Genomic DNA, 13,851 nt, shown 5'->3' on the forward strand with positions numbered 1-13,851 from the left:
GGACAGTCCACGTCGTAGGGTGTGTTCATGCGTGAGGCCTACCATGTCGAACTCGATCAGCTCGCCGAAAACCTGGCCGCGATGTCGGTCCAGGTTGCCGACGCCATGGAGCGGGCCACCAAAGCACTGCTGGAGGTCGACCTCGGCCTCGCCGAGCAGGTGATCAGCGACGACGCGAAGGTCGACGACGCGCGCGCCGAATGCGAGGAGCAGGCGTACGCGCTGCTGGCGCTGCAGGCCCCGGTCGCGACCGATCTGCGCACCGTGCTCGCCGCCATCCACGCGGCGGAAAGCCTGGAGCGCATGGGAGATCTCGCCCTGCACGTCGCCAAGGCCGCCCGCCGCCGCCACCCCGACCCGGTGCTGCCGGACGCGGTCAAGCCCTACTTCGCCGAGATGGGCAAGGCCGCGGTCAAGCTCGCCCGCCAGGTAGAGGCGATCATCAAGACCAAGGACGTGTCCGCGGCCAAGGACCTTGAGGCCGAGGACGACCAGGTCGACGACCTGCACCGGCACCTGTTCACCGTGCTGATGGACCGCGAATGGCCGCACGGCGTCGCCTCCGCGGTCGATGTCACGTTGCTCGGCCGCTTCTACGAGCGCTACGCCGACCACGCGGTGTCCGTCGCCAAGCGGATGATTTTCGTGGTCACCGGCCGGATGCCCGGCTACGGCTCCGACGACGAAGACCTGACCATCTGAGAAACCACGGCACAACCGCCGCCCGGCCCTAGCGCCGGGCGGCGGTTTTTGTTGCGCACAAAACAAAACGGCCGCCCTGGCCGGGATAAACCAGGGCGGCCGTCCACAGTGGAATCAGCCGAACCGGCCCGAGATGTAGTCCTCGGTGGCCTTCTCGTCCGGGTTGGAGAAGATCTTCTCCGTGTCGTTCAGCTCGATCAGCCTGCCGGGCTGGCCGACACCCGCCAGGTTGAAGAAGGCGGTCTGGTCCGAAACCCGCGCCGCCTGCTGCATGTTGTGCGTCACGATGACGATCGTGTAGTCCTTCTTCAGCTCGCCGATCAGGTCCTCGATCGCCAGCGTCGAGATCGGGTCCAGCGCCGAACACGGCTCGTCCATCAGCAGCACGTCCGGCTGCACCGCGATCGCCCGCGCGATGCAGAGCCGCTGCTGCTGACCGCCGGAAAGGCCGCCGCCTGGCTTGTTGAGCCGGTCCTTGACCTCATTCCACAGGTTCGCGCCGCGCAGCGCGCGCTCGGCGACCTCGTCGAGCTGCTTGCGGCTCTTCACCCCGCCGAGCCGGAGTCCGGCCACCACATTGTCCTTAATGGACATCGTGGGGAACGGGTTCGGCCGCTGGAACACCATGCCGATGGTGCGGCGCACCTGCACCGGGTCCACCGCCGAGGCGTAGATGTCCTCCCCGTCCAGCAGCACCTGGCCCTCGACCCTGGCACCGGGAATGACCTCGTGCATCCGGTTCAGCGTGCGCAGCACGGTCGACTTGCCACACCCCGACGGCCCGATGAACGCGGTCACGTTCCGCGGCGGGACGTTCAGCGTGACGCTGTCCACGGCGTGGAACTTGCCGTAGTAGATGTCCAGGTCTTTGACGTCGATTCGCTTGGCCATGACTCACTTCTTCTTCGGGGCGACGATGCGGGAAAGGACCGTGGCGAGCAGGTTGATCACGGCGATGATGAGCACCAGGGTGAGCGCGGCTCCCCAGATCCGGTCGAAGCCGACGCTGCCGGGGTCCATCGAGTTGGTGGCGCGTTCGTTGTTCATCACCAACGGAAGCGACGCCTGCTCCCCGCTGAAGATGTTCCAGTTGACGTAGGACGTGTACCCGACGAGCACCAGCAGCGGCGCGGTTTCGCCCATCACGCGGGCGAGCGCCATCATGATGCCGCCGAGAATGCCCGACAGCGCGGTCGGAAGCACGATCTTCATGATCGTCTTCCACTTGGGAACGCCCAGCGCGTACGAGGCCTCGCGCAGGTCGTCCGGCACGATCCGCAGCATTTCCTCCGCGGAGCGGACGACCACCGGGATCATCAGCAGCACCAAGGCAAGCGACACCGCGAACCCGCTGCGCGGCAGGCCGAGCGTGGTGACCCACAGCGCGTAAATGAACAGAGCGGCCACAATGGAGGGAACACCGGAGAGGATGTCCACCATGAACGTGGTGGCCCTGGCCAGCTTGCCGCGGCCGTACTCGACCAGGTAAATCGCGACCAGCAGGCCGATCGGCACCGAGATGACCGCGCACACCAGACCCTGCAGCACGGTGCCGATGATCGCGTGCAGCACGCCGCCACCGACCTCGTCGCCGAGCACCGAACCGAAGTCCTGGCCCCACCAGTTGCTGTACGGGATCCGCTTGATGCCGTTGGCGATCACCGTGTACAGCACCCACACCAGCGGGATCACGGCGATCAGGAACGACAGCCACACCAGCACGGTGGCCACGCCGTTCTTGATCTTGCGGGCCGCGCTCACCTGCTGGAAAGCCGGTGTCGTCGCGGGTCGTTCGAGGGTGGTCGACATGGTCACTCCCCCTTCTTGCCGACGATCGCGCGGGCGGCGAAGTTGACCAGGAACGTCAGCACGAACAGCACCAGGCCGGCCGCGATGTAGGCGCCTGCCGAGGTCGGGTTGTTGAACTCGCTGTAGTTCTGGGCGATCTTGGAGGCGAACGTCGCGCCGCCGTCGAACAGGCTCCAGTCGAAGTTGCGCCCCTGCGGGATCAGCAGAATCACCGCCAGGGCAATGGTTTCACCGAGCGCGCGGCCGAGGCCGAGCATCGACGCACCGACGAAACCGGCCTTGCCGAACGGCAGCACCGTGGTGCGAATGACCTCCCAGCGCGTGGCTCCGAGCGCGAGCGCGCCCTCGACCTGCGCGGTCGGCGTGCGCTCGAAAACCTCGCGGGTCAGCGACGTGATGATCGGCAGAATCATCACCGCCAGCACGATTCCGGCGGTGAAAATGGTGCCGCGCACGTTCGGCGCGATGTTGCCCGGCGCGAGAATCGGAATCCACGAGAAGGTGCTGTTGACCCATTCCGAAAACGGCTCGATCGTGGGCGCGAACACGAGAATGCCCCACAGGCCGAAAATGATCGACGGCACCGCCGCGAGCAGATCCACGACATAAGCGAACGGCCGGGCCAGCTTCGCGGGCGCGTACTGGGTGAGGAAAAGCGCGATGCCCAGCGAGATCGGCATCGCGATGACCAGCGCGACCAGCGAGGTCGCCACGGTGACCTCGGCGAGGTCGGCGATGCCGAAGGCCATGTTCGCCGGGTCGTTCGTCGACCACCCGTGGTTGAACAGGAAGTTGACCTTGTCCGCCTTCAGCGCCGGGATCGCCTGGACGACCAGGAAAATCCCGATCAAGGCGATCAGGGCGACGACGAAGATCCCGGCCCCGGTGGTCAGATTCTGGAAGATGCGGTCACCGGCGCGCACCTTCGTCGGCTTCTTCCGCGCGGGCGGCGCTTCCGGCGCCGGCGCGGGTGGCTTGTCCGAAATCGGATCCTCCGGGAACGCTCGGGCGGACGACGAACGCCCACCGGGGTCGCCGGTGGGCGTTCGCGTCGAGGGTTGGTCGCTCATCGACAGTCTCTGTCAGCCTTCGTACCAGCTAGGCAGTCGTTTCAGGAAATCGCCTTGACCGCGGTCAGGACCTTGTCCTGCAGGCTCTGCGGGATCGGCACGTAACCCTTGCTCGACAGCGGCCGCTGGCCCTCGGTGGCGGCCACCGTCAGGAACGCCTTGACGGCCTTCGAGACATCCGCGTTCGAGTACTTCGAGCACACGATCTCGTAGGTGGTCAGCAGCAGCGGGTAGGCGCCCGGCACGTTGCTGGCGTAGATGCCGTTGAGGTCCATCGCGAGGTCATTGGTGCCCTCGTGCAGGAACTTCGCCGAGTCGAGCGACTTGGCCACGTTCTCCGGGCTCAGCGCGACGCCGCCGGAGCCGCTGTCGATCTTGGCCGCGGTGACGCCGTCCTTGGCGAACGCGCCCTCCACGTAGGTGATCGCACCGTCGGCGCCCTTCACCGTGGTGGCTACGCCGTTCGAGCCCTGCGCACCGTTGCCGACGCCGCCGTTGAACTTCTTGCCCGCGCCCTGGGTCCAGACGTCCTTGGCAGCCGCGCCGAGGTACTTCTGGAAGTTGTCGGTGGTGCCCGACTCGTCGGAGCGGGAGACGACCTGGATCGGCTTGTCCGGCAGGTTCAGGCTCTCGTTGCCCTTGACCGCCTTGATCGCCGGGTCATTCCAGTTCTTGATGCCGCCGTTGAAGATCTTGGCGATGACCTGCGGGGTCAGCGTCAGGTTGTCCACCCCGGACAGGTGGTAGCCGACCGCGATCGGGCCGACGACCAGCGGGATGTTCCATGCCGGGGCACCGCAGCGCTTGGTGGCGGCCTCGAGGTCGGCGTCCTTGATCGGCGAGTCCGAACCGCCGAAGTCGACCTGATTGCCGTTGAACTGCTTCACGCCGGCACCGGACCCGGTCGCGTTGTAGTTCACCTTCTGGCCGGAGCACTTCTTGCCGTAAGCCATGTTGAACACGTCGATGGCGTTCTTCTGCGCCGTCGAGCCCTCACCGGACAGCGGGCTCTTGCCCCCGCAGTCGACCTGGGCGGTTCCGGTGGCGGCGGGAGCGGCGGAGTTCGAGCCCGAGCCGCTGCTGGACGCCGAAGGGTCGGAGCCACAAGCGGCGAGGACGAGCGCGGCGCTCGCCACGATGCCGACGGCACCCAGGGGCCGCATGATCTTCACTGCATTTCCTCCACTCGGAGATGTGCCTTTGGTGAATCCGGTCGGGATTGGCGGCGACTGAGCCGCACCGGAACCGGACACTAGGCAGCCTCGGTGGACGGGCTTCCTTGGTTGTATGAACGGAAGGTGAACAAGTCACCGGTTGTGAGCAGGACTACTCCCCCGAACGGGTGCCGTGGCCTGCTCGTGACCTGCTAGTACGCAGAAAGTAACACGGGTCACCGGTCGCGTCGACCGTGATCACTCACCGTACTGGACGTCGGTCTCGAAACGCTGGAACCCCAGCTTGTTGTACACAGCCAAAGCCGCGGCGTTGTCACCCTCGACGTAGAGGATCACCCTCGGTAGTCCCCGAGAGCGCAGGTAGCGAAGTCCGGTCAAGGTCAGCGCCTTGCCGAGGCCACTACCCTGGGTAGCAGGATCGACGCCGACCACGTAGACCTCCCCGACCGGGTCGCCGTCGAACCGGCCGGGCACCGGGTCGTGGACCTTCGTCCAGTGGAAGCCGGCCACCTCGCCGTTCTCGTTCTCCGCGAGGAAGAAGCCCGCCGGGTCGAACCAGGCCCGGAGTTCCTCGGCGCGCACCTCGGCGGCAGTCAGCGCGCCCTGTTCCGGATGCCAGTCGAACGCGCGCGCGTTGACCGCGATCATCGCGTCCTCGTCTTGGCCGGGAACGAAGGTGCGCAACCGGAAACCGTTGCGCAGCACCGGTTCCGGCCAGTCCGCATCGGACACGTCGACGTGCAGGACCAGCAGTTCGCGCTGACGCCCGAGGCCGAGTTTCGCCGCTACCGCCGCCGCACCAGGGTGATCGCCGTGCGCCCACACCCGCAATCCCTTGCCGGCGCGCTCGACTGCTGCCTGTGCGAGCGCGGTGCCGACGCCGCGACGCCGGAAACCCGGGTGCACGAAAAGCTCCGCGACCTGATGGCCGTGGGAATCGCCTTCGGTATCAAGGTGGACGTATCCCGCGGGCGCGCCGTCGAAGCGGGCGAGGAGATGCAGCCCGCCTTCGAATTCGCGCGGCAACGGCCCGATCGCGTCGACCTCGGGACGTCCGTCAGTCGCTTTGGCCGCGAGCAGCACTTCGCGCACCGCGTCGTCGGGATCGGTCGTCCAGTCGCCAAGGTCGATAGCCACAAACCGACCTTACCGGCGAACGTCAGCGGGAGGTCAGCTCCGAAGCATCGACCGGAACGGCGACAACCGGCTTCGCGCCTTTCGCCGGCCGCTCGAACTTGTAGCCGACGTTTCGCACAGTGCCGATCATCTGCTCGTGCTCCGGACCGAGTTTCGCGCGAAGCCGCCGTACGTGGACATCGACCGTGCGCGTGCCGCCGAAGAAGTCGTAACCCCACACTTCCTGCAGCAGCTGCGCGCGAGTGAACACTCGACCGGCGTGCTGGGCGAGGTACTTAAGGAGCTCGAACTCCTTGTACGTCAGCTCAAGCGTGCGACGGCGCAGCTTCGCCGTGTACGTCGCTTCGTCAATGACAAGGTCGCCTACGCGCAGTTCGGCGTCTGCCTGCAGTCCGATGCCGTCGCGCGTGGTGGCCAGCCGCAGCCGTGCGTCAACCTCCGCGGGACCAGCGGTGGGCAGCAGGATGTCGTCTGTGCGCCATTCGGCGTTGACCGCGACCAGACCGCCTTCGCCGACGACCGCGATGACCGGCGTGCCCGATTCGTCCTCCGCGCCCTTAAGCAGCCGGCAGAGGCTCTTCGCGGACGCGAGGTCGCTGCGCGCGTCGAGGAGGATGACGTCCCGGTGACCTGCGTCGAGCAGGGCCGTCACTTCCGGCTCGCGTACGCGTACGGTGTGCGGCAGCAGGTCCAGCGCGGGTAGTACGGAGGTAGCGTTCAGTTCCTCCGTGAGCACCAGCAGGTCCAAGCTCATGATCCGCACCGCCTTCAGATTCGTCGCCTCGAACGTGGCGTCGGTCGGTGCTAAGTGAGAATAGCGGGTGAACACCCCGGCACCTAGCTCGTGCTGGATCGATCACACCTGGTCCAACGGCCGAGGCGTGACCCGCACCACGACGAAATCCACCCGAACAGGAGAACCGAGGCGATGGCGAGCAGGCCCGTGACCCGGGACGACCGACCGGCCCCTAACCCCGGCAGCGGCCGCCGCGGCAGGCGCGTGCGGCGGTGGCTCATCGTGCTGGGAGTGCTGGTGCTCCTGCTGGTCGGTGCGGATTTCGGAGCGGCGGCCTTCGCCGAGCACACGATCTCGCAGAAGGCCCGCGCACAGCTCGGGCTGAGCGACGATCCGTCGGTCACCATCCACGGCTTCCCGTTCACCGTGCAGGCGCTCTCCGGTGACTACAGTCACATCACGGTTTCCGCGGACGGCGTCCCGGTCGGCAGCGAACTGCGCGACTTGCGCGTGAGCGCCGAACTGGAGGACGTGATCGCGCCGCTGTCGGACCTCACGTCCGGCAACACCAAGGCGGTGAAGATCGGCAAGCTCACCGGCGCGGTGACGATCAAGGCGTCCGACCTCGCCCGGGTCTCGCCACTGAACAAGATCCAGAACCTGAAGATCGACCAGTCGACCCAGGCGTACGTGAAGTACGGCGACACCGAGCAGGGCAAGCAGCCGGACCCGACGCCGACCAACGCCGACGGCGAACCGGCCGACGGCACGAGCGCGGGCTTGCGCATCTCCGGCGACGTGCAGGTGGCCGGGCAGAAGGTGGAGATCTTCTGCTTCGCGCTGATCCAGCTCAAGGAGAAGACGATCTCGATCGTGCCTTACCGGTTGCAGTTCGGGAATGACCAGAGCACCACGATCGTTCCGGAAGCTGTGCAGAAAGCTCTGCTGCCGAACTTCCGGGCGAGCATTTCGACGACCCGGCTGCCGCTGTCGGTCACCCCGACCGCGGTCCGCGTGGACAGCGGTTCGGTGACCATCAAGGGCGAAGCGCACGACGTGAACTTCGCCGACCTGTCCACCAACCACGGAGGCTGATCCCGGTGACCGGAGTGTGGGTGCTGCTGGCGACCCTGGTCGTCGCGACGGCCGCGGGCCTGGTCCTGCGCGCCCGCAACGGCCGGATCCGCGGGGCCAAGCCGGCCGCCGCGATCCGCCCGCTCCCCACTCCGGTCTCCGCGGCCCTTGATCCGCGATCCGCCGTCACCCTGGTGCAGATCTCCACCACGTTCTGCACCCCGTGCCGGCACACGCGGGCGATTCTCTCGTCGCTCGCGGAGAAGACCGACGGCCTGCACCACGTCGACCTGGACGTCACCGAACGTCCCGAGGTCGCGCAGGCGCTGTCGGTGCTCAGCACGCCGACCACGCTCGCGCTGGACCCGGAAGGCCGGGAACTGCTGCGCGTGGGCGGCGTGCCCAAGGGCCCGGAGCTGCTGGAAGCGCTCCGCCCGCACCTCACCGCCGCATCGCACTGACCCGCGCCCGCTGGCCCGCGCGCCCAGCCTCTGGTGCCGCCCTAATGCGGTTTGCTCAGTAGCTGTTGCGTGCGGCCTCGCTACAGCCATGCGCAACTGCGCCCGGACCGAGCGGCTCGCTCTGACGTACCAGTAAGACCGCGCCCATCGACCAGAGGACGACTTCGCGCGCTCCCGCTACCGAGAAGACCCTCATGCTCGTGGTCGGCGACGGTTGATTCTCAGGATCCGGACCTCGTCCCAAGGAATGAACATGGTTCCGGGAGCGAGCGAGCCTAGGTACCCTCCCCCTGTGGACAAGCTGCCCATCACCCTCCTGACGCAGCGCCGCGCGGTCGATTTCTGCCGCGTGCGCAGCAGCTTGTGTCTGCCTGTCCTCGACCGGCGCTGAAGCACGCCTCGCGCACGGATTCGCTGTACCCGTCTTCGCCGCGTGCTGCCCGCACGCTCTTCCCCTCGCACTGAGCAGGAGGAACCCATGTCCGCCGGACCGTCCGTAGACCCGCGAGGTCCCAGGTTCGCCGCGATCGTGACCACGGTGGTGCTCGCCGTCGTGCTGGTCACGCAGTGGTGGCCGTTGCTCGCCCTGCAGACCGTGGTCTTCGCGATCGGTGCGTTCGTCGGGCTCAAGCCCGCGCCGTACTCGGTGCTGTACCGGCTCGCGATCGCGCCGCGGCTCGGGCCGCCGACCGAACGCGAGGACGCCGCCCCGCTGCGGTTCGCGCAGGCGGTCGGGTTCGTGTTCGCGCTCGTCGGCACGATCGGCTTCGCGGCCGGGGTGCCGCCGCTCGGCGTCGTCGCGACCGCGTTCGCGCTCTTCGCCGCGTTCCTCAACGCGGCGTTCAACTACTGCCTCGGGTGCCAGGTGTACCTGCTGATCAAGCGTTTCAGCCCCGCGCGGGCGTCCTCGTAAAATCAACCAAGAAAGAGAGCCAGCTTCCATGAGCCGAGAAGACGTCCTGGTCACCACCCAGTGGGCCGAGGAGAACCTGGACACCCCGGGCGTGGTGTTCGCCGAGGTCGACGAGGACACGACCGCCTACGACAACGGGCACATCCGCGGCGCGGTGAAGCTCGACTGGCGCAACGACCTCCAGGACGGCGTCCGCCGCGACTTCGTCAACAAGGAGGGCTTCGAGAAGCTCCTGTCGGAGAAGGGCATCTCGAACGACGACCGCGTGATCCTCTACGGCGGCAACAACAACTGGTTCGCCGCCTACGCGTACTGGTACTTCAAGCTCTACGGCCACGAGAACGTGCAGCTGCTCGACGGCGGCCGCAAGAAGTGGGAGCTCGACGGCCGCGAGCTGAACTCCGACGAGGTCAAGCGCGAGGCCACCGCCTACCAGGCCAAGGAGCAGGACCTGTCGCTGCGCGCGTTCCGCGACGAGGTCGTCCAGTCGATCGGCGAGAAGAACTACATCGACGTGCGCTCGCCGGACGAGTTCGCCGGCAAGCTGCTCGCCCCGGCGCACCTGCCGCAGGAGCAGTCGCAGGTGCCGGGCCACATCCCGGGCGCGCTGAACGTGCCGTGGGCGAAGGTCGCCAACGAGGACGGCACCTTCAAGTCCGAGCAGGAGATCAAGGACCTCTACGCCGAGGCCGGCTACGACGAGGCCAAGCCGACCATCGCGTACTGCCGCATCGGCGAGCGTTCGTCGATCGCCTGGTTCGCCCTGCACGAGTTGCTCGGCCAGGCGGATGTGAAGAACTACGACGGTTCGTGGACGGAATACGGTTCGCTGGTCGGCGTTCCGGTCGAGTTGGGAGCTAAGTGATGGCAGACGGCTGCAGCGCACCGGCGCAGGTCGCGACCCCGGCGAACTTCGACACAGGCGGCCAGGTCGTGCTGGCAGGCAAGGTCACCGGCACCGAGGGACCGGTCGGCGGCGCGTTCGTCCGGTTGCTCGACGGCGGCGGCGACTTCGCGGGCGAGGTCGTGTCCTCGGCGGACGGCGACTTCCGTTTCTACGCGGCCGAAGGGGCCTGGACGGTGCGCGCGCTGCACCGCACGGGCAACGGTGAGGCCACCGTCACCGCGGCGGGCCCTGGCCTGCACCAGCTGGCCATTTCGGTTTCCTGACAACGTTTTTCCACAGAAGGGCCCCTCGGTTTCCGAGGGGCCCTTCCGCGTGTCCGGGACACTTGACCTCAAGTCGGCTTGAGGACCCAAGCTCGCGGGTGTGTCCGAAACGAAAACCGTTACGCGGAGCCCACTGCTGGCCGCCGCCGTGTTCCTCGGCAGCTTCATGGCGTTGCTCGACGCGAGTGTGGTGAGCGTCGCGCTGCCGACCATCCAGCGCGAGCTGCGTGCCGAATTCACTGACCTGCAATGGATTGTCGACGGGTACACCGTCGCGCTCGCCGCGCTGATCCTCACTGGCGGCACACTCGGCGACCGATACGGCCGCAAGCGGATCTACCTCGGCGGGCTCGCCGTGTTCACGTTCGCCTCGCTGGGCTGCGGTCTCGCTCCGACGCTCGCTCTTCTCATCGCCGCGCGCGTCGTGCAAGGCGCAGCGGCCGCGGCGGTCATCCCGGGCGGCATCGCGCTCCTCGCGCACGCGTATCCAGAGCCGCGGGAACGAGCCCGGATGCTGGGGGCGTGGGGCGGGGTCGCCGGATGCGCGCTGGTCATCGGACCGCTTGTCGGCGGACCGATCACCGACGCGCTCGGCTGGCCGACCATCTTCCTGATCAACCTGCCGATCGGGATTTTCGCGGTGCTCGCCGGCCACCGGGGTCTCGACGAGTCGTCCGATCCGGCGCACGGCGCGCTGGACCTGCCCGGCCAGCTGCTCGGCGCGTTGTGGATCGGATCGTTCACCTACGCCGTGATCGCCTCCGACGCCGTAGTCGCGGTGGTCGGCGCGGTCGGACTGATCGCGTTCATCGTCATGGAACTGCGCGCCCCGCATCCGATGCTGCCGATCCGGCTGTTCGGCAAGTTCCGGTTCGCCGCCTCGATCTTCACCTCGTTCGTCCTCGGCTTCGCCTGCTACCCGCTGCCCGTGCTGATCGCGGTCTACCTGCAACAGGCATGGGGCAGCACCGCCTCGACGACCGGCGTGCAGATGCTGCCGTACGTCGTCGCCAACGCCCTTCTCGCGTTCTTCTCCGGACGGCTCGCCGGCCGGTTCACCGCGGAACGCGTGCTGCCGATCGGTCTCGCCATCACCGCGGCGGGGAGTTTCGCCTTCCTGCTGGTCGACACGACGAGCCCATATTGGCTGCTCAGCGTCCCGCTGACGCTGTCCGGCGTCGGGCTCGGCCTGAGCATCACCCCGACCAACGTCGTCGGTCTCGCCGGGCTTCCAGTGCAGCGCACGGGCACCGCGGCCGGCACGGTGAACGCCGCGCGGCAGGTCGGGATGGCGCTCGGCGTGGCAGCGCTCGGGGCGCTGCTCGATCACGGAAGCACGCTCACCACCGGCCTGCAGACGGCGATGGCAGTGGCCGGCGCGGCACTGCTGGCGGTGACCGTCCTCACCGCCGCGACCCTGCGCAGCGCCAGATGAGCCGGGGCGGACTATTGTCCTCGCTGTGGAGACCTTGTTTACGACCCTGTTGATCATCGCGGGCATCGCCACCGTGTGGTTCGCGGTCTACGTCGTCTACCGGCTGTACGCCGACCAGCGCTGATCAGCATGACGAGTGGCGACGAGGCCATCGCAGCAGCCGAGGAGCGGGCCGCCAGCACGCGCGACCGCAACCTGCCGTTGTGGGACGACCTGCCGATCCCGAACGACACGGCGAACCTGCGCGAGGGCCCGAACCTGAACGACGCGTGCCTCGCCCTGCTGCCGATCGTCGGCGTCTGGCGCGGCGAGGGCGAGATCGACTACCCGACGATCGACGGGCCGATCAAGTTCGCCCAGCAGCTGACCGTCTCCCACGACGGCCGCCCGTTCCTGTTCCACGAGGCACGCTCGTGGCTGCTGAACGAGGACGGCAGCGTGCTGCGGCCGGCCGCCCGCGAAAGCGGGTTCTGGCGGCCGCAGGAGGACGACACCCTGGAACTGCTGCTCACGCACAGCTCCGGGATCGTCGAGCTGTACTACGGGAAACCGCGCAACCAGACGTCCTGGGAACTCGGCACCGACGCGGTCATCCGCACCGCGACGGCCAAAGAGGTCACCGGATCGCAGCGGCTTTACGGCCTGATCAACGGCGACCTCGGGTACGTCGAAGAACGCGCGATGGTCGGCCAGGAAATGCAGCCGCACGCCTCCGCGCTACTGCGCCGCGTGGTGGGCTGAGGCTCCGGGAGACGCCGTGCGCTGGCGGCGGTACGGCGAACACGCCGCCCTGNGCCGCGCTCGACGGCGTCGAGGAGATCGTGCCCGGGGCCCGCACCCTGCTTGTGGTCGCGTCCCCGGGTGCACTGGAAGCTGCGCGTTCCTTGCTGGCTTCGGCCGATCTGGACCATCCGCCTGCCGGGGACGCCCGCGAAGTCGTTTTGGACGTGCGCTACTCCGGCGAAGACCTCTCGCTGGCCGCTGAGGACGCGGGGCTCAGCGTGGACGAGGTCGTCGCTCTCCACACCAGCGCGGTCTACACGGTCGCGTTCACTGGTTTCGCGCCCGGTTTCGGTTATCTCGCCGGGCTTCCCGCCGAGCTCCAGCAGCCGCGGCTGGCTTCGCCGCGCACTCGCGTCCCCGCCGGCTCGGTGGCCATCGCCGACGAGTACACCGGCGTCTATCCACGGGAATCCCCTGGTGGCTGGCGGTTGATCGGACACACCGAAGCGACGCTCTTCGACCCGTCCGCCGCGCGACCGGCGTTGTTCACGCCCGGTCTCCGCGTGCGGTTCCGGAGCGTTTGATGCGCGCGCTGGAGATCGTCTCGCCCGGTTCGCTGGCTTTGGTGGAAGACCTCGGCCGTCCCGGTTACGCACATCTGGGCGTCCCACCGTCGGGTGCTCTTGACGTCGCCGCGTTACGGCTCGGCAACCGGCTGGTCGGCAATCCCGAGTACGCCGCCGGGATCGAAACCGTGCTGGGCGGGCTGACCGTCCGGGCGGCCGCTTCGTGCACCGCGGCGGTGACCGGACCTCCGGTCGCGGTGTCCGTGGACGGACGGGAAACCGGTTCGCACACGCCGATTCCGTTGCGATCAGGCCAAACCCTGACGATCGGCAGGCCTGCCACCGGACTGCGTTGCTACCTGACGGCGTCCGGCGGCATCGCGGTGCCGCCGGTATTGGGAAGCCGGTCGGCTGACGTCCTGTCCGGACTCGGCCCCTCGCCGTTGGAAGCTGGCGCGAGAGTCCCGCTCGGTCCTGTCACCGGTGTTCCGTCCGGTGCCGACGTGGTCGCCGCCTCGCCCGCGCCACCCCGCTTGGCAGTGCCAGTTTTGCTTGGCCCCCGCGACGACTGGTTCGCCGACGCGGGTGCCTCGCTCAACGCACAGTGGACAGTCACCGCGGAATCCAACCGAGTGGGGGGTCCGCCTCGACGGGCCGCCACTACGTCGAGTGTCCACTGTGTCCACTTCGGAGTTGCCCAGCGAAGGCGTGCTCACCGGCGCGATCCAGGTCCCGCCGAACGGATTGCCACTGGTCTTCCTCGCCGATCACCCGACCACGGGCGGTTATCCGGTGGTCGCGGTCGTGAGACGGGAGTCACTCGGAGCACTCGCTCAAGCACGCCCCGGAACCTTGGTGCGGTTCCAAGCGTCCTTCTGAG

At 67.8% G+C, this 13,851-nt stretch carries 15 protein-coding genes and 1 pseudogene; 10 read left to right on the forward strand and 6 right to left on the reverse strand.

What is annotated here, in order from left to right; all coding sequences use genetic code 11:
* The first annotated feature begins 27 nt into the window (after window positions 1-27).
* Complete coding sequence (gene phoU, locus A4R44_RS06510) at window positions 28-702, forward strand: phosphate signaling complex protein PhoU (RefSeq protein ID WP_067578071.1); 675 nt, start codon at window positions 28-30, stop codon at window positions 700-702.
* A gap of 114 nt (window positions 703-816) precedes the next feature.
* Here phoU and pstB read toward each other — a convergent pair whose 3' ends face one another.
* From pstB to A4R44_RS06540, 6 genes are all read right to left on the reverse strand, one after another.
* The gene (gene pstB, locus A4R44_RS06515; protein ID WP_067577279.1) at window positions 817-1,593 is read right to left on the reverse strand and encodes a phosphate ABC transporter ATP-binding protein PstB; all 777 of its coding nucleotides are present in this window, start codon (window positions 1,591-1,593) and stop codon (window positions 817-819) included.
* Between the two features lie 3 nt (window positions 1,594-1,596).
* On the reverse strand, window positions 1,597-2,511 hold the full coding sequence (pstA, locus tag A4R44_RS06520; protein WP_067577281.1) for a phosphate ABC transporter permease PstA: 915 nt from the start codon (window positions 2,509-2,511) through the stop codon (window positions 1,597-1,599).
* 2 nt (window positions 2,512-2,513) lie between these two features.
* Complete coding sequence (gene pstC / locus A4R44_RS06525; protein ID WP_067578073.1) at window positions 2,514-3,434, reverse strand: phosphate ABC transporter permease subunit PstC; 921 nt, start codon at window positions 3,432-3,434, stop codon at window positions 2,514-2,516.
* Window positions 3,435-3,622: 188 nt separating this feature from the next.
* Entirely contained in the window at window positions 3,623-4,753 is a 1,131-nt protein-coding gene (pstS, locus tag A4R44_RS06530) for a phosphate ABC transporter substrate-binding protein PstS (RefSeq protein ID WP_067577283.1), read from the reverse strand.
* A gap of 240 nt (window positions 4,754-4,993) precedes the next feature.
* Complete coding sequence (gene mshD, locus A4R44_RS06535) at window positions 4,994-5,893, reverse strand: mycothiol synthase (RefSeq protein ID WP_067577285.1); 900 nt, start codon at window positions 5,891-5,893, stop codon at window positions 4,994-4,996.
* A gap of 22 nt (window positions 5,894-5,915) precedes the next feature.
* Window positions 5,916-6,647: a response regulator transcription factor gene (locus A4R44_RS06540; RefSeq protein ID WP_067578075.1), complete on the reverse strand. Its 732-nt coding sequence runs from the start codon at window positions 6,645-6,647 to the stop codon at window positions 5,916-5,918.
* A gap of 174 nt (window positions 6,648-6,821) precedes the next feature.
* On the opposite strand from A4R44_RS06540, the gene A4R44_RS06545 reads away from it, so the two are divergent.
* The 9 genes and pseudogenes from A4R44_RS06545 to A4R44_RS06585 all read left to right on the forward strand — a co-directional run bounded on the left by A4R44_RS06545 (window position 6,822) and on the right by A4R44_RS06585 (window position 13,850).
* Window positions 6,822-7,724 carry a DUF2993 domain-containing protein gene (locus A4R44_RS06545; RefSeq protein ID WP_157904828.1) on the forward strand — a complete coding sequence of 301 codons (903 nt, stop codon included), beginning with the start codon at window positions 6,822-6,824 and terminating at the stop codon, window positions 7,722-7,724.
* A 5-nt stretch (window positions 7,725-7,729) separates the two neighbouring features.
* Window positions 7,730-8,164 carry a thioredoxin domain-containing protein gene (locus tag A4R44_RS06550; RefSeq protein WP_067577287.1) on the forward strand — a complete coding sequence of 145 codons (435 nt, stop codon included), beginning with the start codon at window positions 7,730-7,732 and terminating at the stop codon, window positions 8,162-8,164.
* 478 nt (window positions 8,165-8,642) lie between these two features.
* Window positions 8,643-9,077 carry a DUF4395 domain-containing protein gene (locus A4R44_RS06555; protein WP_067577289.1) on the forward strand — a complete coding sequence of 145 codons (435 nt, stop codon included), beginning with the start codon at window positions 8,643-8,645 and terminating at the stop codon, window positions 9,075-9,077.
* 28 nt (window positions 9,078-9,105) lie between these two features.
* A complete protein-coding gene (locus tag A4R44_RS06560) occupies window positions 9,106-9,942 on the forward strand; it encodes a sulfurtransferase (RefSeq protein WP_067577291.1) in 837 nt (278 codons plus the stop codon).
* The gene (locus A4R44_RS06565) at window positions 9,942-10,247 is read left to right on the forward strand and encodes a DUF1416 domain-containing protein (protein ID WP_067577293.1); all 306 of its coding nucleotides are present in this window, start codon (window positions 9,942-9,944) and stop codon (window positions 10,245-10,247) included. The genes A4R44_RS06560 and A4R44_RS06565 overlap by 1 nt, the downstream gene beginning before the upstream one ends.
* A gap of 100 nt (window positions 10,248-10,347) precedes the next feature.
* Entirely contained in the window at window positions 10,348-11,682 is a 1,335-nt protein-coding gene (locus A4R44_RS06570; protein ID WP_067577295.1) for an MFS transporter, read from the forward strand.
* Window positions 11,683-11,811: 129 nt separating this feature from the next.
* The gene (locus A4R44_RS06575) at window positions 11,812-12,423 is read left to right on the forward strand and encodes an FABP family protein (RefSeq protein ID WP_067577297.1); all 612 of its coding nucleotides are present in this window, start codon (window positions 11,812-11,814) and stop codon (window positions 12,421-12,423) included.
* The gene (locus tag A4R44_RS06580; RefSeq protein ID WP_067578079.1) at window positions 12,420-12,989 is read left to right on the forward strand and encodes an allophanate hydrolase subunit 1; all 570 of its coding nucleotides are present in this window, start codon (window positions 12,420-12,422) and stop codon (window positions 12,987-12,989) included. The genes A4R44_RS06575 and A4R44_RS06580 overlap by 4 nt, the downstream gene beginning before the upstream one ends.
* Window positions 12,989-13,850, forward strand: a pseudogene (locus A4R44_RS06585) (biotin-dependent carboxyltransferase family protein). Before A4R44_RS06580 ends, A4R44_RS06585 begins: the two are co-directional and overlap by 1 nt.
* Window position 13,851: the final 1 nt, after the last annotated feature.

It is taken from the genome of Amycolatopsis sp. M39 (genome assembly GCF_001651785.1).
GTDB classification, from domain to species: Bacteria; Actinomycetota; Actinomycetes; order Mycobacteriales; family Pseudonocardiaceae; genus Amycolatopsis; species Amycolatopsis rubida.